Annotated in this window: 20 protein-coding genes; 6 read left to right on the top strand and 14 right to left on the bottom strand. The window is 71.8% G+C overall.

What is annotated here, in order from left to right:
• Nucleotides 1-21: 21 nt before the first annotated feature.
• The 5 genes from QDS12_RS04355 to QDS12_RS04335 are packed head-to-tail and all read right to left on the bottom strand — an operon-like array spanning nucleotide 22 to nucleotide 3,631.
• Entirely contained in the window at nucleotides 22-780 is a 759-nt protein-coding gene (locus QDS12_RS04355; RefSeq protein ID WP_279877214.1) for an enoyl-CoA hydratase-related protein, read from the bottom strand.
• Nucleotides 777-1,358: a dihydrofolate reductase family protein gene (locus QDS12_RS04350; RefSeq protein WP_279877212.1), complete on the bottom strand. Its 582-nt coding sequence runs from the start codon at nucleotides 1,356-1,358 to the stop codon at nucleotides 777-779. The genes QDS12_RS04355 and QDS12_RS04350 overlap by 4 nt, the downstream gene beginning before the upstream one ends.
• Entirely contained in the window at nucleotides 1,355-1,924 is a 570-nt protein-coding gene (locus QDS12_RS04345; RefSeq protein WP_279877210.1) for a hypothetical protein, read from the bottom strand. The genes QDS12_RS04350 and QDS12_RS04345 overlap by 4 nt, the downstream gene beginning before the upstream one ends.
• Entirely contained in the window at nucleotides 1,921-2,781 is an 861-nt protein-coding gene (gene folP, locus QDS12_RS04340) for a dihydropteroate synthase (RefSeq protein WP_279877208.1), read from the bottom strand. The genes QDS12_RS04345 and folP overlap by 4 nt, the downstream gene beginning before the upstream one ends.
• A 10-nt stretch (nucleotides 2,782-2,791) precedes the next feature.
• A complete protein-coding gene (locus tag QDS12_RS04335; protein ID WP_279877206.1) occupies nucleotides 2,792-3,631 on the bottom strand; it encodes an N-acetylmuramoyl-L-alanine amidase in 840 nt (279 codons plus the stop codon).
• A gap of 54 nt (nucleotides 3,632-3,685) precedes the next feature.
• Between QDS12_RS04335 and galE the strand changes: the two genes are divergently transcribed.
• Nucleotides 3,686-4,663, top strand: a complete 978-nt coding sequence (gene galE / locus QDS12_RS04330) for a UDP-glucose 4-epimerase GalE (protein ID WP_279877204.1) — start codon at nucleotides 3,686-3,688, stop codon at nucleotides 4,661-4,663.
• Between the two features lie 24 nt (nucleotides 4,664-4,687).
• Here galE and rfbA read toward each other — a convergent pair whose 3' ends face one another.
• A complete protein-coding gene (gene rfbA, locus QDS12_RS04325) occupies nucleotides 4,688-5,554 on the bottom strand; it encodes a glucose-1-phosphate thymidylyltransferase RfbA (RefSeq protein WP_279877202.1) in 867 nt (288 codons plus the stop codon).
• Between the two features lie 58 nt (nucleotides 5,555-5,612).
• On the opposite strand from rfbA, the gene rfbB reads away from it, so the two are divergent.
• Together rfbB and QDS12_RS04315 are read left to right on the top strand one after the other, a co-directional pair.
• Complete coding sequence (gene rfbB, locus QDS12_RS04320) at nucleotides 5,613-6,611, top strand: dTDP-glucose 4,6-dehydratase (RefSeq protein WP_279877200.1); 999 nt, start codon at nucleotides 5,613-5,615, stop codon at nucleotides 6,609-6,611.
• Nucleotides 6,608-8,026 carry a bifunctional dTDP-4-dehydrorhamnose 3,5-epimerase family protein/NAD(P)-dependent oxidoreductase gene (locus tag QDS12_RS04315; protein ID WP_279877198.1) on the top strand — a complete coding sequence of 473 codons (1,419 nt, stop codon included), beginning with the start codon at nucleotides 6,608-6,610 and terminating at the stop codon, nucleotides 8,024-8,026. The genes rfbB and QDS12_RS04315 overlap by 4 nt, the downstream gene beginning before the upstream one ends.
• Nucleotides 8,027-8,033: 7 nt before the next feature.
• Here QDS12_RS04315 and QDS12_RS04310 read toward each other — a convergent pair whose 3' ends face one another.
• The 5 genes from QDS12_RS04310 to QDS12_RS04290 form a co-directional block, all read right to left on the bottom strand.
• Entirely contained in the window at nucleotides 8,034-8,384 is a 351-nt protein-coding gene (locus tag QDS12_RS04310) for a phosphomannose isomerase type II C-terminal cupin domain (RefSeq protein ID WP_279877196.1), read from the bottom strand.
• 52 nt (nucleotides 8,385-8,436) lie between these two features.
• Nucleotides 8,437-8,721, bottom strand: a complete 285-nt coding sequence (locus QDS12_RS04305) for a DUF2516 family protein (protein ID WP_279877194.1) — start codon at nucleotides 8,719-8,721, stop codon at nucleotides 8,437-8,439.
• Nucleotides 8,722-8,806: 85 nt separating this feature from the next.
• The gene (locus QDS12_RS04300; protein WP_279877192.1) at nucleotides 8,807-9,406 is read right to left on the bottom strand and encodes a hypothetical protein; all 600 of its coding nucleotides are present in this window, start codon (nucleotides 9,404-9,406) and stop codon (nucleotides 8,807-8,809) included.
• Nucleotides 9,407-9,436: 30 nt separating this feature from the next.
• Nucleotides 9,437-9,835: a helix-turn-helix transcriptional regulator gene (locus QDS12_RS04295; RefSeq protein WP_279877190.1), complete on the bottom strand. Its 399-nt coding sequence runs from the start codon at nucleotides 9,833-9,835 to the stop codon at nucleotides 9,437-9,439.
• Between the two features lie 67 nt (nucleotides 9,836-9,902).
• Complete coding sequence (locus QDS12_RS04290; RefSeq protein ID WP_279877188.1) at nucleotides 9,903-10,835, bottom strand: asparaginase; 933 nt, start codon at nucleotides 10,833-10,835, stop codon at nucleotides 9,903-9,905.
• A 98-nt stretch (nucleotides 10,836-10,933) separates the two neighbouring features.
• On the opposite strand from QDS12_RS04290, the gene cysC reads away from it, so the two are divergent.
• On the top strand, nucleotides 10,934-11,953 hold the full coding sequence (cysC, locus tag QDS12_RS04285) for an adenylyl-sulfate kinase (RefSeq protein ID WP_279877186.1): 1,020 nt from the start codon (nucleotides 10,934-10,936) through the stop codon (nucleotides 11,951-11,953).
• On the opposite strand, the gene QDS12_RS04280 is transcribed toward cysC, so the two are convergent.
• Nucleotides 11,950-12,141, bottom strand: a complete 192-nt coding sequence (locus tag QDS12_RS04280; protein ID WP_279877184.1) for a hypothetical protein — start codon at nucleotides 12,139-12,141, stop codon at nucleotides 11,950-11,952. The two genes, cysC and QDS12_RS04280, sit on opposite strands and share 4 nt — an antisense overlap.
• A 116-nt stretch (nucleotides 12,142-12,257) precedes the next feature.
• Here QDS12_RS04280 and QDS12_RS04275 point away from each other — a divergent pair, with 116 nt between their 5' ends.
• Together QDS12_RS04275 and QDS12_RS04270 are read left to right on the top strand one after the other, a co-directional pair.
• On the top strand, nucleotides 12,258-13,196 hold the full coding sequence (locus tag QDS12_RS04275) for a sulfite exporter TauE/SafE family protein (protein ID WP_279877182.1): 939 nt from the start codon (nucleotides 12,258-12,260) through the stop codon (nucleotides 13,194-13,196).
• Nucleotides 13,197-13,270: 74 nt separating this feature from the next.
• Nucleotides 13,271-13,486 carry a hypothetical protein gene (locus tag QDS12_RS04270; RefSeq protein WP_279877180.1) on the top strand — a complete coding sequence of 72 codons (216 nt, stop codon included), beginning with the start codon at nucleotides 13,271-13,273 and terminating at the stop codon, nucleotides 13,484-13,486.
• A 12-nt stretch (nucleotides 13,487-13,498) separates the two neighbouring features.
• On the opposite strand, the gene QDS12_RS04265 is transcribed toward QDS12_RS04270, so the two are convergent.
• Both QDS12_RS04265 and QDS12_RS04260 read right to left on the bottom strand, forming a co-directional pair.
• Nucleotides 13,499-14,281, bottom strand: a complete 783-nt coding sequence (locus tag QDS12_RS04265) for a 3'(2'),5'-bisphosphate nucleotidase CysQ (protein WP_279877178.1) — start codon at nucleotides 14,279-14,281, stop codon at nucleotides 13,499-13,501.
• 54 nt (nucleotides 14,282-14,335) lie between these two features.
• Nucleotides 14,336-17,938, bottom strand: coding sequence for an SdrD B-like domain-containing protein (locus QDS12_RS04260; RefSeq protein WP_279877176.1), 3,603 nt, complete (start codon nucleotides 17,936-17,938; stop codon nucleotides 14,336-14,338).
• Between the last annotated feature and the right edge of the window lie 111 nt (nucleotides 17,939-18,049).

The following is an 18,049-nucleotide window of genomic DNA, read 5'->3' as shown; positions in this document are numbered from 1 at the left end:
GAGTCCTCGACGAACGTTCGTTCAGCCGAAGGCCGGCTTCTCCTTGGCGAGGAACGCCCGGACGCCCTCGGTGAAGTCAGGGCCGGTGTAGACCTCACGGAGGAGGTCCTCGTCACCGTCCGGCGCGACCTCGAGCGCCGCCGCCTGCGCGAGCAGCTGCGACTTGGTGGCGCGCAGGGTGACCGACGAGAGCGACAGGATGGACTCGACGAGACCCGGCAGCTCGTCGTCGAGGGACGGGGCGACCGCCGTGAGGGCGCCGACCGCGTAGGCCCGCGGGGCGTCCACGAGCCGGGCGGCGAGCAGCATCTCGCGGGTCAGCGGCTCGCCGAACACCGCGGCGCAGCGGTAGACGATCGGCGCCGCCAACGCGTTGCCGAGCGTGCGGGCGATCGGGTAGCCGAACCGGGAGTGCGGCGTGGCGACGCGCAGGTCGCAGTGGGTGGCGACGGCCAGACCGCCACCGACGCAGACGCCGTCGACGGCGGCGATCGTGACCTGCGGCAACGCGAAGAGCTTGAGGAGCAGCGCCCGGATCCAGTCCTCGTAGACGACCGCATCCTGGGAGAGGAAGTCCGAGATCTCGTTGCCCGCGGCGAACGCGCGGCCGCCGGCGCCACGCAGCACCAGCACCTTCACGGACGCGTCCGCGGCGAGGGAGTCGCACAGCTCGTGCAGGGCGGCGTACATCCCCTGCGTGAAGGCGTTGTGCCGCTCCGGCCGGTCGAAGGTCACCTCGACGACGCCGGGGCGCCGCTCCACGAGAAGGTCCGCAGTCACCCGCGTGACACTAGCCAGCGCGCGAGCAGCGTCCCGTCCTGCTCCACCAGGGAAGACAGGGTGAGCGGTACGTCGACCAGCGGCCCGTCCACGATCCGCTTGCCGCTCCCGCCGACGATCCGCGGGGTGATCGTGGCGCACAGCTCATCGACGACCCCGGCGCGCAGCATGCCGTTGAGGAGCGTCGGGCCGCCCTCGGAGAGGATGCGGGTGAGCCCCTCGGCCCGGAGCTCCAGCACCAGCTCGCGCAGCGCCTCGCTGTCGCCGCCCGGGTGGAGCCGCACGTCGGGGTGGCCCTCGAGCTGCGGCGGCAGCGCCGACCCGACGACCACGAACGGCTTCCCGAGCGGCCCGTAGCCCTCGGCCCGCACCGTGCCCGCGCCGACGACGAGCACGTCCGCGTCGACGCGGAGCGCGTCGAAGACCACGGTGTCGACCGCGTTGTTGATCGTCCCGGTCAGGCCGTCCGGGCCCTGGGCGGCGCCATCGACGGTCGAGACCATGTTCACTCGCAGCCACGGGCCGTCCGGCCACGCGTAGAGCTCCTCGACGGAGCCGTCGCCGACCAGCGTCCTCATCCCTGCCACCTCATCACCCAGTACTGCACGCCGTAGGGCGCGTCGTCGTAGTCGACGTCCACCAGGCCCGCGCCCTCCAGCAGGCCGGCGAGCTCGGTGACGGACCCGGTGGCCGCCCACAGCTCCTCGGCCAGCTGCTGGTCGAGGGAGCGGAGCACGGCCGGGTCGGGGCCGCGCAGGGCGGCACCCAGCGCGTCGTCGAACGGCACGGCCCGCGGGTCGAACGGTCCCGGAGACGCCTCCGTACGGCGGGCCGAGCCGTTGCCGACGACCAGCACGCCCTCCTCAGTGGTCTCGATACGCTCGCTGGCGCTCGCTACTCGACCACCGACACGCCCGCTGGTCGAGTAGCCGGAGCCGCTGGGCGGAGGCGTATCGAGACCCGCGGCCCCCACCAGCGCGGCGGCGATCCGGCTGCCCTGGGCGTCGGCGACCACCCGAGGCGAGGGGCCGAGCCATGCGACGGCGTCGAGGCACGCGGCGCGGAGGGAGGCGACCGGGTCCTGGAGCGAGCGGTACTCCGGCAGCAGCGCGAGCACCCCCGGCACCAGCGCGACCCGCGTCACGCGAGCCCCCTGATCGCGCGCAGCGGGGGCCGCCGACCGGCGATCGACCAGGTCATGTCGACCACGTCCCGGGTCTCGCGGACCTGGTGGACGCGGTAGATCCGCGCCCCGGCCAGCGCGCACACGGCGGTCGCGGCGAGCGTGCCCGACAGCCGCTCCCCCGCCGGCCGGCCGAGCGTCTCGCCGACGAAGTCCTTGTTCGACAACGACACGAGCACCGGCCAGCCGGTCTCGACCATCTCGCCGACCCGCCGCGTGACCTCGAGCGAGTGGAAGGTGTTCTTGCCGAAGTCGTGGGCCGGGTCGATGACGATCGACTCCTTCGCGACGCCCGCCGCGAGCGCGCGCTCGGCGTAGGCGGTGGTCGCGGTGATCGCGGCAGCGACCACGTCGGCGTACTCCTGCCGGTGCGGGTCGGTCCGCGGCCGCAGGCCACCGGTGTGGGTGCAGATGAGCGCCGCGTCGTGCGCGGCGACCACGTCGACCAGTCCGGGGTCGTGGCCGCCCCAGGCGTCGTTGACGACGTCGGCGCCCTCGCGGCAGACGACGTCAGCGACCTCGGAGCGCCAGGTGTCGACCGAGATGACGAGCGAGGGGTACGCCGTCCGCACCCTCCCGACGAAGGACGCCACCCGCCTGATCTCCTCGGTGGCGTCGACCTCGGGGCCGTAGCCCGCCCGGACCCCGCCGATGTCGACGATGTCGGCGCCCTCGTCGACGACCTGCTCGACGCGGGCGAACGCCGCGTCCTCGGCGAAGGTGGCGCCCCGGTCGTAGAACGAGTCCGGAGTGCGGTTGACGATGGCCATCACGAGTGGGAGCTCGTCGACGAGCACCCGGTGGCCGAGCTTCAGCATGCGCCCGACCCTAGCGAGCGGCGAGGTACCTCGTGATGCCGTCCGTCAGCGCATGGGCGTAGCGCGCCCGGCCCTGCTTCGACCGCATCCCGCGTGCCTCGGTCGCGTTGCGCATGTTGCCGAGCTCGACCATCGCGACCGGCACGTCGGAGAGGTTCAGCGTGCCCAGGTCGGAGCGGACGTCGAGGCCGTCGCCGCCGGCGATGTAGTTGGCCCGCGGGAACCGGGCCCGCCCGAGGGCCGATCGCAGCGAGAGGGCGAGCCGCCGCGACGGCGCCGCGATGTCGTCGGTCCAACCGCGCACCGAGGCCGGCGCGATCACGTGGAACCCGCGGGCACCGCGCGCGTAGGAGCCGTCGCCGTGGATCGACACGGTGAGGTCGGCGTGCACGCGACCGCCGAGCCGGCCGCGCGCGTCGACGCACGGCCCCCACGCGCTCGCCGAGTTCGAGCTGCGGGTCAGGACCACTCGTGCGCCGGCCTGCTGGAGGTCGCGCCGGGCGACCATGGCGACCTGCCAGGTGAGGGTTGCCTCCGGGTAGCCGGAGTCCGTCGACGTGCCCGTCGTGTTGCACGGCTTGCGACTCGGCCCGGCCTGGACCAGCCGGTCGATCTCCCGAGGGTGCCGCGCGTTGCCGAGCTGGTGTCCGGGGTCGAGCACGACCGTCCGGCCGGCCAGCGGTCGCGCGGCCGCCGGGACAGGGGTCTCGACGCGGGCCGCGGAACGGCTGGCCGCGCGACCCGCGGGTTGAGGCGATCCGCCCGGCGCGTCGGTGGTCACGGCATCGGTCGCCGCCGGGAGCAGGACCACCAGGCAGGCGACACCCAGGGTGAGCAGGCGCGCGAGCATCCGTCGATGCTACGACCCGTATCCTTGGCCGTCCCAAATACGACAGGAGCCTCGATGAGCTGGTTGGTGACGGGTGGAGCGGGCTACATCGGCGCGCACGTCGTACGAGCGCTGCAGGAGGACGGCCTCGCGCCGGTCGTGATCGACGACCTGTCCAGCGGCTTCGAGCGGTTCGTGCCGAAGGACGTGCCGTTCGTCAACGCGACCATCCTCGACCAGGAGGCTGTCGAGGCGACGATCAGCGAGCACGGCGTCGAGGGCGTGATCCACCTGGCCGGCTTCAAGTACGCCGGCGTGAGCGTGCAGCGCCCGCTCCACACCTACGCCCAGAACGTCCACGGCACCGCCGTGCTGCTCGAGGCGATGCTCAACACCGGCGTCGACGCGATCGTCTTCTCCTCCAGCGCGGCGACGTTCGGCACCCCCGACGTCGACCTCGTCACCGAGGCGACGCCCACCGACCCCGAGAGCCCGTACGGCGAGACGAAGCTGATCGGCGAGTGGCTGCTGCGCGACGTCGCGACCGCGCACGGGCTGAAGCACACCAGCCTGCGCTATTTCAACGTCGTCGGCTCGGGCAGCACCGAGCTGTTCGACGCCAGCCCGCACAACCTGTTCCCGCTCGTCTTCGACGCGCTCGCCACGGGCAGGACGCCGCACATCAACGGCGCCGACTACCCCACGCCCGACGGCACCTGCGTGCGCGACTACGTGCACGTCACCGACCTGGCCCGCTCGCACGTCGTCGCCGCCCACAAGCTGGCCGCCGGAGAGCCGCTCGAGCCCGTCTACAACCTGGGCAGCGGCGAGGGGGTCAGCGTCCGGCAGATCATGGACGCGGTGCGGGACGTGACCGGCATCGACTTCACGCCTGAGATCGCGGCCCGGCGCCCGGGTGACCCGGCGCGCATCGTCGCGACGGGCGAGCTGGCCGCCCGCGACCTCGACTGGGCGATGCGCCACGACCTGCACGCCATGGTCGACAGCGCGTGGCGGGCCCGGCAGGCGGCCGGCGCCGACTACCCGGGCTGACCCTCGCCTGACACTCCCGCCCGCTCACCGCTCGTCGAGCAGGCGGAGGAGGTAGGAGCCGTAGCCGGACTTCACCAGCGGCTGGGCGAGCTTCTCGAGCTGCTCGTCCGTGAGCCAGCCCATCCGCCACGCGACCTCCTCCGGGGCTCCGATCTTGGTGCCCTGGCGGTGCTCGATGGCCCGGATGTAGTTGGCCGCCTCGTTGAGGTCCTCCAGCGTCCCGGTGTCGAGCCAGGCCGACCCCCGCGGAAGCACCTCGACCTGCAGCGTGCCCGCCTCCAGGTAGATCCGGTTGAGGTCGGTGATCTCCAGCTCCCCGCGCGCGCTCGGCTTCAGCCCGCGGGCGTGCTCGATGACCGAGTTGTCGTAGAAGTAGAGGCCGGGGACGGCGTACGGGCTCTTGGGCTGCTTCGGCTTCTCCTCCAGGGAGACGGCGCGGAACTGGTCGTCGAACTCCACGACGCCGTAGGCGGTCGGGTCGTTGACCTTGTAGCCGAAGACCGCGGCGCCCTCGAGATCCTCGAAGCGGCGCAGCTGGTTGCCGAGGCCGGCGCCGTAGAAGATGTTGTCGCCGAGCACCAGGCCGACCTTGTCGTCGCCGATGTGGTCGGCGCCGATCGTGAACGCCTGGGCCAGGCCGTCGGGGGACGGCTGTTGCTTGTAGGTGATGTTCACCCCCAGCTGCGAGCCGTCGCCGAGCAGCCGCTCGAACGCCTCGGCGTCGTGCGGGGTCGTGATGACGAGGACGTCCCGGATCCCCGCCAGCATCAGCGTGGAGAGCGGGTAGTAGATCATCGGCTTGTCGTAGACCGGCATCAGCTGCTTGCTGACCGCGAGCGTGATCGGGTGCAGGCGCGAGCCGGTGCCACCGGCGAGGATGATTCCCTTCACAGTCGGGCATCCTACGTAAGCGGCTGCACGCTCAGCCGACCCCGTAGACTCGCCCCCCGTGCAGAACATCCTCGTCACCGGCGGCGCCGGCTTCATCGGCTCCAACTTCGTCCACCACGTGGTCGAGACCACCGATGCGCGCGTGACCGTCCTCGACAAGCTCACCTACGCCTCGACCGAGGAGTCCCTCGCCGGACTCCCGGAGGACCGGGTCCGGCTGGTCGTCGGCGACATCGCCGATGCGAGCGTCGTCGACCCGCTGGTCGAGGAGGCCGACGCGGTCGTGCACTACGCCGCCGAGTCGCACAACGACAACTCGCTCTCCGACCCGGCGCCGTTCATCGTCACCAACCTGGTCGGCACCTTCACGCTCCTCGAGGCGGCCCGCCGCTACGACAAGCGCTTCCACCACGTCTCCACCGACGAGGTCTACGGCGACCTGGAGCTGGACGACCCGAAGCGGTTCACCGAGGAGACGCCCTACAACCCGTCGTCGCCCTACTCCGCCTCCAAGGCCGGCTCCGACCACCTGGTGCGTGCGTGGGTGCGGTCCTTCGGCGTCCGGGCGACCATCTCGAACTGCTCCAACAACTACGGCCCGTGGCAGCACGTCGAGAAGTTCATCCCTCGCCAGATCACCGAGGTGATCGACGGCCGCAAGCCGCGCGTCTACGGCGACGGGCTCAACGTCCGCGACTGGATCCACACCTCCGACCACTCCTCGGCGGTGCTGGCCATCCTCGAGAAGGGCCGGGTCGGCGAGACCTACCTGATCGGCGCCGACGGCGAGCGCTCGAACGTCGACGTGGTCCGCGCGATCCTGCGCCACTTCGGCCGCGACGCCGACGACATCGAGTGGGTGACCGACCGCGCCGGCCACGACCGCCGCTACGCGATCGAGTCGGGAAAGCTGCGCAGCGAGCTCGGGTGGACCCCGCAGTTCCAGGACTTCGAGGCCGGTCTCGCCGACACGATCGAGTGGTACCAGGCCAACGAGGCCTGGTGGCGCCCCGCCAAGGCGGCGACCGAGGCGGCGTACGCCGCCAAGGGCCAGTGACCGACCTCTCCGTCGAGCAGACCGCGATCCCCGGGCTGCTCGTCGTCCGCCTGCCCGTCCACGGCGACGCGCGCGGCTGGTTCAAGGAGAACTGGCAGCGCGCGAAGATGACCGCGCTCGGCCTGCCCGACTTCGGGCCGGTGCAGAACAACATGTCCTTCAACGCCGCCCGCGGTGCGACGCGCGGCATCCACACCGAGCCGTGGGACAAGTTCGTGTCGGTCGCGACCGGGCGGGTGTTCGCAGCGTGGGTGGACATGCGTGAGGGCCCGTCGTTCGGCACCGCGTTCTGGACCGAGATCGGCCCCGACACGGCCGTCTACGTGCCGCGCGGGGTCGGCAACTCCTACCAGGCGCTGGAGGACGGCACCGTCTACTCCTACCTGGTCAACGACCACTGGCAGCCCGGCCCCGCCTACCCGGCCCTCCACCTCGGCGACCCGGACGCGGCGATCCCGTGGCCGATCCCGTTGTCGTCCGACGAGGCGGAGATCTCCGACAAGGACCGCAAGAACCCGGTCCTGGCCGACGTCACCCCGATGAAGCCGCGCAAGACGCTCATCGTCGGCGGCAACGGCCAGCTCGGGCGCGCGCTCGCCGCGGCCTTCCCGGAGGCCGAGGTCGCCACCCGGGCCGAGCTCGACGTCACCGACGCCGAGGCGGTCGCGGCCTGGCCGTGGAACGAGTACGGCGTCGTGCTGAACGCGGCCGCCTACACCGCCGTCGACCTCGCCGAGACCGACGAGGGCCGCCGCGCGGCCTGGGCGGCGAACGCCACCGCACCCGCGCTGCTCGCGCGGGCGGCCACCGAGCACCGGCTCACGCTGGTGCATGTCTCGACCGACTACGTCTTCGACGGGTCCTCGGCGGGCTCGACGACCGACGAGGCCCACACCGAGGACGAGCCGTTCTCGCCCCTGGGCGTCTACGGCCAGTCGAAGGCGGCGGGCGACCTGGCGGTGGCGAGCACGCCCCGGCACTACGTCGTCCGCACCTCGTGGGTGATCGGCGAGGGCAACAACTTCGTGCGCACGATGGCGCGGCTCGCCCACGACGGTGTCTCGCCGTCGGTCGTGGCCGACCAGATCGGCCGGCTGACGTTCACCGGCACCCTCGCCGCCGCGATCGCGCACCTGCTGAGCAGCGAGGCGCCGTACGGCACCTACAACGTCAGCAACGGCGGCGAGCCGACGTCGTGGCAGCAGATCGCCGCCGCGGTCTTCGAGCTGTCCGGCCGGTCGGCCTCCGACGTCTCGGCGACGACCACCGCCGACTACTTCGCCTCCGCCATCGCCGCGGGCAAGCCGATCAGCCCACGGCCGCTGGGGTCGGTGCTCTCGCTCGACAAGATCGAGGCCACCGGCTTCACGCCCGAGGACCAGCGGGACGCACTGCGGCGCTACCTGGAGGCCTGAGCCCCGGTCACTCGGCGCGGCCGAAGTCGTCGGCGAGCCGGATGATGTCGTCCTCGCCGAGGTAGGACCCCCGCATGACCTCGATGATGACGAGCTCGGTGTCGTCGGCGTTGCCGATGCGGTGCGGCACGCCGAGCGGTACGTCGATGCACTGACCGGTGTCCGCGACCACCGTCTCCCCGTCGATGACGCAGGTCGCGCGGCCGGCGGCGACGACCCAGTGCTCCGCCCGGTGCTCGTGCGTCTGGTAGGACAGCCTCGAGCCCGGCGTCACCGTGATGCGCTTGACCTTGAATCCCTCGCCCTCGTCGAGGACCTGCCAGGAGCCCCAGGGGCGGGTATCCGTCTCGCCGATCACGGCCAAACCCTAGGCGACGACCCACGCGCGCCGGAACGCGGCCGCGGAACGGTCAACGGCGGCGCAGGCTCGAGAGCGCCGGACGTACGTCGGCCAGGTAGACGAAGGCAGCGATGGTCAGCGCGAGGTTGACGATCGTCAGGCCCGCGATCGGGAAGACCTGCAGCAGCAGGGCGATGCCGGTGAGCGCGACCCAGCCGCCCTTCGTCCACTTGCCGGCGGCACGGTAGTGCTCGTTCGAGAACATCAGCGCGCTGACGAACGCGAACAGCTTGACCGCCAGCAGCACGACGTAGACGACGAGCATCACGGTGCTGGGGATGCTCAGCAAGGACATGCCCCGATCCTACGTGAGAAGACGAGAACCCGCCGTCGTCCTGGCGGACGGGGCGGGTTCTCGAAGTGCGGGGCCGACCTGGCGGTCAGTCCTTCTTGACCTGGGTCTTCTTCGCGGTCGTCTTCTTGGCGGCGGGGGCCTTCTTGGCCGGTGCCTTCTTCGCGGCCGGAGCCGTCTTCGCGGGCTGGACCGGGGTGTCCGACGCGCCCTCGACGCTGACGGTCACCTCGGTCGGCGCCTCGCCGCGCAGCTTGGCGACGAGCACCTCGCCGCGCTTGGCCAGGTCCTGGTAGGAGCCGAGCGCGTCGGCGCTGGTCTCCTTGTAGAACGACGTGACCTTGCCCGGCAGCGCCTTGGCGTCGGCCTGCAGGGTACTCACGAGCGACTCGATGACGGCGCGGCGGGCCTTGGCCTCGGCGGTCAGGGACCCGACCCGAGCCGTGGCCTTGCTCTGGACGGTGTCGGCGAAGGCCTTGGGCTCGAACCCGGCGGCCTGCTTCTGGTAGCCGCTCACCCGGGCGGTCACGTCGCCGCGAGCGTCGAGGACCTTCTTCGACACGCTGTCGACGTACTCCTTGACGGCGGCGACCGCGAGCTCCGCTGCACCGGCACCGGCGTAGACGGGCTTGGGTACGTCGACCTTGGGCAGGTCGAGCTTGAGCTTGGCGATCTCGAACTTCGGCATTGCGCGATGTCTCCTAACAGAGAGGGAGCGTCAGGACTCGTCCGGCGGCGCCGGCTCGTCCTCGTGGCGGGAGTTGAGGGCGAGGAACGAGGCGTAGACGTCGAGCAGCGACTGCTTCTGCCGCTCGGTCAGCTTCGTGTCGCCCAGCACGGCCAGCTCGACGGAGCCACCCACGCCGTCCTCCGGGTTGAGGATGCCGGCGCGGACGTAGAGCTGCTCGGCTGAGATCCGCAGCGCCTTCGCGATCTGCTGCAGCACCTCGGCGGACGGCTTGCGCAGCCCGCGCTCGATCTGGCTCAGGTAGGGGTTGGAGACCCCGGCCTGCTCGGCGAGCTGCCGCAGGGAGAGCTGGGCCGAGACCCGCTGCTCCTTGAGGTACTCACCGAGGGCACGCGCTGTCTGCGTGACCTTGCCCTTGCTCCTGACCATGCTTCCCATGCTGCTAGCAAACGCTAACAGTTGCAAGCAAAAGGTGGGTGGGACAGGTCACAGCGCCTCAGAAGGCTGCCCGGATCTCCCCCACCGGCATCCCGCCGCCCAGGAGCGTGTGCGTGCCGATCGCGTCGACCTCGGCCGACTCCACGCCCAGGCGCCGCAGCGCCTCCGCCATGACGACGGGGCGGGCGCGGTCGCCGCCGTCCTCGATCTTCAGCGCCACCGTGCGACCGTCGGGCAGGGCGACGGCGTAGACGGCCTCGGCGCCGAGCTTGCCGATCGCACCCGGCAGCGCGCGAAGGAGTCGGAGCTCGTCGCGGTTGCTGCCCGAGACGTACTCGGGGAACTCGCGGATCGCGTCGGCCACCCGCCGCTCGGGACCCTCGGTGGCGAGCGCCAGCGTGCGGAACGCGCGGGCGAGGCCGGTCAGCGAGGACGAGAGGAGCGGCGCTCCGCACCCGTCGATCGTGACGACCGCCGGCTCCCCGGTGAGGTGCTCGAAGCGGCGCTGGATGAGCTGCTGCAGTGGGTGGTCGGGCTCGAAGTAGCCGGACAGCTGCCAGTCCCGCGCGACGCAGGTGGCGATCATCGCGGCGTGCTTGCCGGAGCAGTTCTGGACGAGCTTGCTCGGCTCGCGACCGTCGCGCAGCCACTGGTCGCGGACGATCGGGTCGAGCGGCAGGTCGGGGATGTTGCCGAGCGCCTGCTCGGTGAGCCCCGCCCCGGCGAGGATCTCGCGTACGCCGGCCAGGTGGATCTCCTCGCCGGAGTGCGACGCCGCCGCCAGCGCGAGCAGGCGGGGCGGCAGGTCGAGCCCGAGGCCGACCATGCCGACGGCCTGCAGCGGCTTGTTCGTCGAGCGGGGCAGGATCTGCGACGTCACGTCGCCGACCGACCACGCCACGGTGCCGTCGGCGTCGAGCGCGACGACCGAGCCGTGGTGGCGGCCCTCCACGAACCCCGAACGGACGATCTCGGTGACGGGGACGGACATGCCGGCAAGGGTACGGGCGGCTACCGCGCGACCCGCCGCCCGGTCAGCAGGAGCGCCACACGGACGTCCCGTCCAGGCCCCGTGGAAGGATGTCCAGCGTGCCGGCGCCGCAGTTCCACCCGACCCACCGCGAGCTCGACGACCTGGAGCTGATCGTCTCCGGAGCACTGGCCGGTCCGCTGGAGCTCGCCCTGCCGGCCTCGGTGGCGGCCGCCGCGACCGAGGCAGGGGCGGTCGAGCTGGTCGACCCCGAGGGGCTGCCCCTGGCCTCCGTCGCGTGGCCGTCGCGCGAGGTGACGGCACTGACCCGGCCGGCGTACGGACCGTTCCGGCGGCTCTACCTCACGCCCGCCGAGGCGCGCGAGCGCCACCCCGGCGGGTTCACCGCAGTGCCCGTCGGCGACATCGCCGACCGGCCCGCGGTGCTGCGCGCGGCCCTGGCCGCCCACCGTGACGTGGTCGCGATCCCGGTCGCCGCCGACGACCCGCGCGCGCCGCAGGTCCTCGAGGCGTACGGCGACCCCGAGGTCGTGCCGACGGCCGCCGTCCACGCGCCGGACCCGTCGGCGCAAGGCCTGGTCGTCTTCTTCACCGGCCTCTCCGGCAGCGGCAAGTCGACGCTCGCGCGGGCGCTCGTCGACCTCGTCCTCGAGCAGGGCGAGCGGACCGTGACGTCGCTGGACGGCGACGTCGTACGGCGCAACCTCTCCGCCGGGCTGACGTTCTCCCGGGAGGACCGCGAGACCAACATCCGCCGGATCGGCTGGGTGGCGGCCGAGATCTCCCGCCACGGCGGCATGGCGGTCTGCAGCCCGATCGCGCCGTTCGACGCGACGCGGCAGGAGGTGCGCGGCTATGTGGCCGACGCGGGCGGCGCCTTCTTCCTGGTGCACGTCGCGACGCCGCTCGAGGAGTGCGAGCGACGCGACCGCAAGGGCCTCTACGCCAAGGCGCGTGCCGGCGAGATCCCGGAGTTCACGGGCATCTCGTCGCCCTACGAAACGCCCGAGGACGCGGACGTCGTCGTCGACACCACCGGACGGACCGTCGAGGACGCGCTGGCGGACGTGCTCGCCGGTCTGCGGGCGAAGGGCTTCCTGGACCTGTCGGTGAGCTAGCTGCGCTCGCGGTAGGACACCGACAGCGGCGCCGCGGTCTGCCCTCGGGGCGTCTCTGGCGCGGGGGGCGCGCTGTGGGCGTCGCCGCGCGGCCTCAGGGCCATCGCACGGCCGAGGACGACACCGACCACGAGGGCGCACACGCTCCACGCGACCAGCACCACCACGACGGTGACGACCACTCCCATGACGTTCCCTTCGACCCGGGAGCGCACGGTCCGAGGAAAATGCGCTCCGGTCCAGACCACTTTCCACAATACGGCTGCCCTAAACGTCCTTGGGCCGTCTGGCAGGATGGCCGCCCGTGCATGACCTCTTCACGACCGACGCTCTCTCGGTGCTCGTCGTCAGCTTCGGCGTGGGCATCGTCGTCGGGCTGACCGGCATGGGCGGCGGCGCACTGATGACTCCGGCCCTCATCTTCCTGGGCATCAACCCGACCGCCGCCGTCGCCAACGACCTGGTCGCCGCCTCGGTCAACAAGTCGGTCGGCGCGGCCGTGCACTGGCGCCAGGGCTCACCCAACCTGCGGCTGGCGCTCTACCTGATCATCGGATCGGTGCCGTTCGCACTGGCGGGCGGGTTCATCGTGAAGTACATCGGCGGCGACGACGCCGAGACGTTCCTGACCAACGCGATCGGCGTCGCGCTGCTGTTCGCGGCGGCGTCGTACACGCTGCGGATGTATCTCCAGCTCCGCATCATCGCCAGCGGGCGCACGACGACCCCCCACATCGAGGTGCGGCCGCTGCCCACCCTGCTCGTCGGCGCGGTCGGCGGGCTCCTCGTCGGTATCACGTCGGTGGGCTCCGGCTCGCTCATCATGGTGGCGCTGCTGCTGCTCTACCCCACGCTGTCGGCGGTGAAGCTGGTCGGCACCGACCTCGTCCAGGCGGTGCCCCTGGTCCTCGCCGCGGCCATCGGTCACGTCCTCACATCGGGGGTCGACGTGGGCGTGCTGGTGCCGCTCATCATCGGGGGCACCCCGGGAACGTTCTTCGGTGCCCGCGCCGCCGCTTGGGTCGGCCAGTCGGTGATCCGGCGCGGCATCGTCATCGTCCTCTCCCTGACCGGGCTGAAGATGCTCGGCGTCTCCCCGACCTGGGTCGGCATCATCGGCGCCGGGATGCTGCTGCTCGGCCCGCTGGTCTGGGGGCTCATCAGGCAGACCGCGGGCGTGCCCGCCTTCGACCCGAACTCAGGCGCCTGGCAGATCTCCAGGAGCGGCAGCGACCGGCACTAGCCACCCGTACCTCAGATTGGGGATGGCTCCCGCGTGGGGGCGCGCCGTTGTCGGCGCGGGCCTGCAATCGGTGCATGCAGAACCACCCCGTCGAGCCGACTCCGTGTCCCGACTGCGGACACCTGGTCTATCGCCCGCTGATGGCGCCGCTGCGCCAGCCGCAGCAGTCGTGCCGCGCCGTGGTCTCCGGCACGGGGAACGACACCGACCGATGTGGCTGCTCCAACGCCGTCCACCGGCTGCCCACGATGCGGCCCCGACATCGCCTGTACGCCGTCACCGCCGGGTGATCCGGAGGGGCCTCAGTCGATCCCGTGCCGCTCGATGAACGCGAGGATCGGGCCGGCCAGGGCGGGCCGGCAGACGACGACGTCGGGCAGGTAGGGGTCCGCGCGGTTGTAGACCAGCGGCGACCCGTCGACGCGGGAGGTGTGCAGGCCGGCGGCGGCGGCGACGGCCACGGGGGCGGCGGAGTCCCACTCGTACTGCCCGCCCGCGTGCACGTAGGCGTCGGCGACGTCCCGGACGACGCTCATCATCTTGACTCCGGCCGACCCCATCGGGACCAGCTCGGCCCCGAGCTCCTCGGCGAGCGCGGCGACGAACGCCGGCGGCCGCGAGCGCGAGACGGCGATCCGCGGCGGCTGTCCCTGCCGGTGGTCGGGCTCGTCGAGACCGGGCACGACCGGCGGTACGCCGGTGTGGAAGGTCTCCCCCAGCGCCGGCTGCGCGACGGCGCCGGCGACGAGCTCGCCCCCCGACCAGAGCGCGACGTGGACCGCCCAGTCGTCCCGGGGCGGCTCGGAGAACTCGCGGGTGCCGTCGAGCGGGTCGATGATCCACACCCGCTCGGCCGTCAGTCGGCCGGCGTCACCGTGGGTCTCGATCTCCTCCTCGGAGAGCACCGCATCGTGCGGGCGGTGCACGCCGAGCAGCTCGCCGAGGAGCGCCTGCGCGGCCGCGTCGCCCGCGTCCTTGAGCTCCTTGCCCCCGAGCCCCGAGGTCGCGCGGACCTCCAGGAGCCGGGCACCGGCCTGCTCGGCCAGCCAGGCCGCGAACGCGTGGTCGTCACGGGGCGCAGTCACGCCCGAGACACTAGCGGGAGGACCCTGCCGTATGCCGACAGTCCAACGAGCGGCCTATCGACGCAGCTGCTTGGCGATCACCACGACGTAGCGCGTGTAGTGGAAGTGCCCGTTCGCATAGACGACCCGATCCGTGCAGCTGACCAGGATCAGCCGTGGACGGCCCGTGGTGGCGAAGTAGCGCTGCGGCAGTCGGGTGCGGCGGTCGTAGGTCTTCTTGCCCACGACCTCGTAGTGGTAGCGGGTCCCGCCTCTGACCACCGTGATCCGCTGCCCGGTGTGCGCCCGGCCCAACCTGAACATCGCGCCCGGCCTGTCGTGCCGGTCCGAGACGTGCCCGCCCACGACGGCGGTGCCGATCTTGTCGCCGAAGTCGGCGGACTTGCGCAGCCATCCGACCTCGCTGACGTCACCGGGCAGCCTCATCTGACGACGTACGACGCCTTCCGTACGCACCGTCGCGTGCATGCCGACGCCCGGCATCGAGATGGTCAGGGGCACGCGGCGGTCGAGATCAGGGGAACCAACGGTGCCGGAGAACCCGCCGTTGATGACCGGAGCGGCGTAGCGGCGCTTGGCGACCACTGTCGTCTCTGCCACCTGCCCGCAGGGGTGGGTCGCCGAGGTGTTGGCGGCATTGGCATGGGTCGTGACGCGCCACGTGTAGACGCCCGGGGCGTTGACCCGGACCGTCGGAGTCCGGTTCCAGCCGTTGTCGACGTGGAACGCCTTCGTCCGCGCCTGGAACGCGGCACTGCAGGTGGCGGCCGCACGGGACGTGAACGGTCCGTAGAGCACCGCGGTGGCGGTCGCACCCTGCCCGCCGGCCAGTCCGCTGACGTGGATCCGGTCGTGGAACGGCCGCCCCGGGGTCACCCGACGGTGGGATGTGACCGTACGAACGGCGGGCGTGCTCGGCGGTGTCAGCCGGTTGGTGACGGTGAACAGCAGCGGCCGCCCCCCGTTGACCGTGATCAGCTGCTCCCTGCCCGGGTCGTAGCTGGCGCCGAGCTGGGCACCGTTGCGCTCGGTGATCGTGATCTCGGTGCCGACGGGAAGCCGTTGCGGCACGGTCGGTGCGGTCTGTCCGGCCCCGACCTGGAAGGTCCGCGGGTTGACGCTGCCGAGGACGTCGTCCCCACGGAAGTTCGTCGCGCCGGTGACGTCGAACGTGAACGTCTGGCCGGGTCGAGGTGGCGCACCCTCGGTGAGCTTGCGGATCTGGAAGGCGCCGGTGGTGTTGAACCCGGCGTCGATCGTGTGGTTGTTGCGTCCCGGCGAGCCGACGTCGACCGGCGCCCGGCCGGTGACTGGATTGGGGTTGGAGTCGCGTTGGAGAGCAGCCGCTGTCTGCCTGGTGAAGGCCAGATCGGCCCACGTGATGCCGGCGAAGCCCGGGTTTTCCGCGTTCGGCCCGGTGAAAGTGACCGGACCGGTCCCGCGGCCGAACACCACGACGTAGGGGAGGGTGGCATCCTCCGTGGCCGCCGGATTGAAGCCGGGGATGTCGTCGCTGCGGAAGTAATACTCGCCCGCGGCGTTGGTGGTCGTCGACGCGAGAGCAGGACCGACGGGCGCCCCTCCGGGACCTCGTGCGTAGAGGCTGACCGGCGCGCCCTGGATGGCCGGCTCGTCTGGGTCCTGGCGCCCGTTGAAGTCCGCGTCCAGCCAGACCCGGTTGCCGATCTCGACGGGGGGCTCCCGTGTGAGCAGCGAGACGGCGCCCATGCCGCCGCCCTTCTGGAAGTACGGCGCCGTGGGTGCGGACTGGGCCTCGATGCCGCGCGTAGGCAGCGGGTCGGGGGTGTGGTTGTAGCCCCGCACGACGGCGCCGTTGTTCACGTTGAACCAGCTCAGGCCGGCGACGCGGATGGCGCCGAGGGGGTCCATCGCGGTCGAGGCGACCTCCTGCAGGCCGGGATAGGCCACGACCCCACCGAGGGTGTTCTCCAGGTGGTTGGCGCCGGTCCCGACGTTCTGCCGGTCGTTGTAGAACTCTCCTCCCCCGGGTCCCTCGTTGTTGTTCGGGTTGGCGCCCGTCCGGTCGCCGACGACTGCATTGTCCTCCAGCGTGGGATCCGGCGTGGCGATCAGGATGTCGCCGCTGGCAACGGTCTCGAAGTAGCGGTCGTCGGTCAGGCACGGCGCGGCGCAGCCGGGCGGCGGCTCCGGAGCCCACTGCCGGTTGCCGCCCTGGACGCTCGAGCGATCGACGAAGCCGAGGGTGATGTAGCCCTCGGCGTCGAAGGTGATGCTGCCGAGGATCGCCTGCGGGTAGATGTGGGTCCATCCGTACGCCGTGTTGAAGCCGGCTGCGCCGGCGTCGCCGTTCCAGTAGAACTGGTCGGTCCAGGAGTTCCATCGGAGCACCTGGCCGGGGATCGCTGTGGTCGGAGGCAGCGGGGCTCCCCAGTTGTTGATGTCGTTGCCCTTGGTGTAGGTCAGCGGCGCGGTCAGTTCGTTGCGCCACGCCGCACCGCCGGCGACGGCTGTGGCCTCGGGTTCCGACACCACGTACATGTTCCCGGTTGCCGCATTGCCCGGGTTCGCGCCGTCGCCGTCGGTGTCGACATAGCCGACGTAGACGCGGTCGCGGTGCACGGTCACTGCCCAGGGTCGCTGTCCGGCGGTCAGGTTGAGCGGGATCCGAGTGGCGCTGGTCGGCGTGGCGCCGCCGGTGATGTCGAGGGCGTACAGGCTCCGGTCGAAGAGGTTGACGAAGTAGAGCGTCGTCCCCTCCTCGTCGATGGCGATCCCCCCGATGCCGACCTTGCCGGCCTGTTCGAAAGCGTTCGGGTCGCGGACCAGCGCATCCGGGGGGCCCAACCCGCGCCCGGCCGTGGTCGGCACGGTGCCGACATCGACGCCGAGCGTGGTCACGTCCAGCCACGGTTCCGGCGTGCCCGGAGAGCCGCTCACCGCGCCGGTGGCCGGGTCCAGCACATCGGGAATGCGATAGATGCCACCCAGGCCCAGGGGGCCGAGCTCGGAGAGCCGCTTGTAGGTCGCGGCGGCGTAAGCGGCGTTCTGCGGACGGTCGAAGGCGTCACCCCAGATCGAGCCCACCTCTCCGTACGTGGCCAGGTCGACTCGGCCTGGGTAGTTCCCTACCGCCGGGTCGTTCGCCGGCACCACCCAGGGGTTCGCCACCAGGGCCGGCAGGCCGGCGGCGTTCGGCGCGGAGCGCAGGCCGGCGTACTGGATGGCGGTCATGATCGGTGCGTTGTCGTCGGCGTAGTCCTCGGGCTCGAGGACTCCGAAGTCGACGTTCTCGGCCCCCGCGTCCACGAACCGCACGCTCGTGCCGTTGTCCTCGCCGCTGAAGGAGGACTGGAACTCCCTCGGGAGCTGGGCGGCAGTCCCGCCGTTCGCGTCGGAGAACTCGATGCGGAGAGGCGTCCCGTCGGCGACCGACGAGGTGTCGATCGAGTAGGTGCCATCGGCGCCGCTCACGTCGGTCCCGACGACCTCGTTGTGCGGGCCGTACGCCGTGACGGTGACGCCGGGGAAGCCGGTGTCGGTCTGGACGCCACTCGCGGTGTTGCCCGGGTCGCGGGTCCCGTTGCCGTTGAAGTCCTGGAACACGAGACCGCTCACGGTGCCGGGCGCGGCATGGGAGGGCGGTGCGTTGACGACGCCGAGCGTGGTGATCCCCAATGCGGCGACGCACGACAGGATCGTGAGCCTTGCGGTCGTCCGATGCCTTCCCCACGGCCCCATGCCGCCTCCCGGTCGAATCTCGCCGAGCGGGCGGCCCGGTGCTGGAAC

Source organism: Nocardioides sp. CER19 (assembly GCF_029846275.1).
GTDB lineage: Bacteria > Actinomycetota > Actinomycetes > Propionibacteriales > Nocardioidaceae > Nocardioides.
This window is presented reverse-complemented; position numbering and strand designations above follow the sequence as displayed.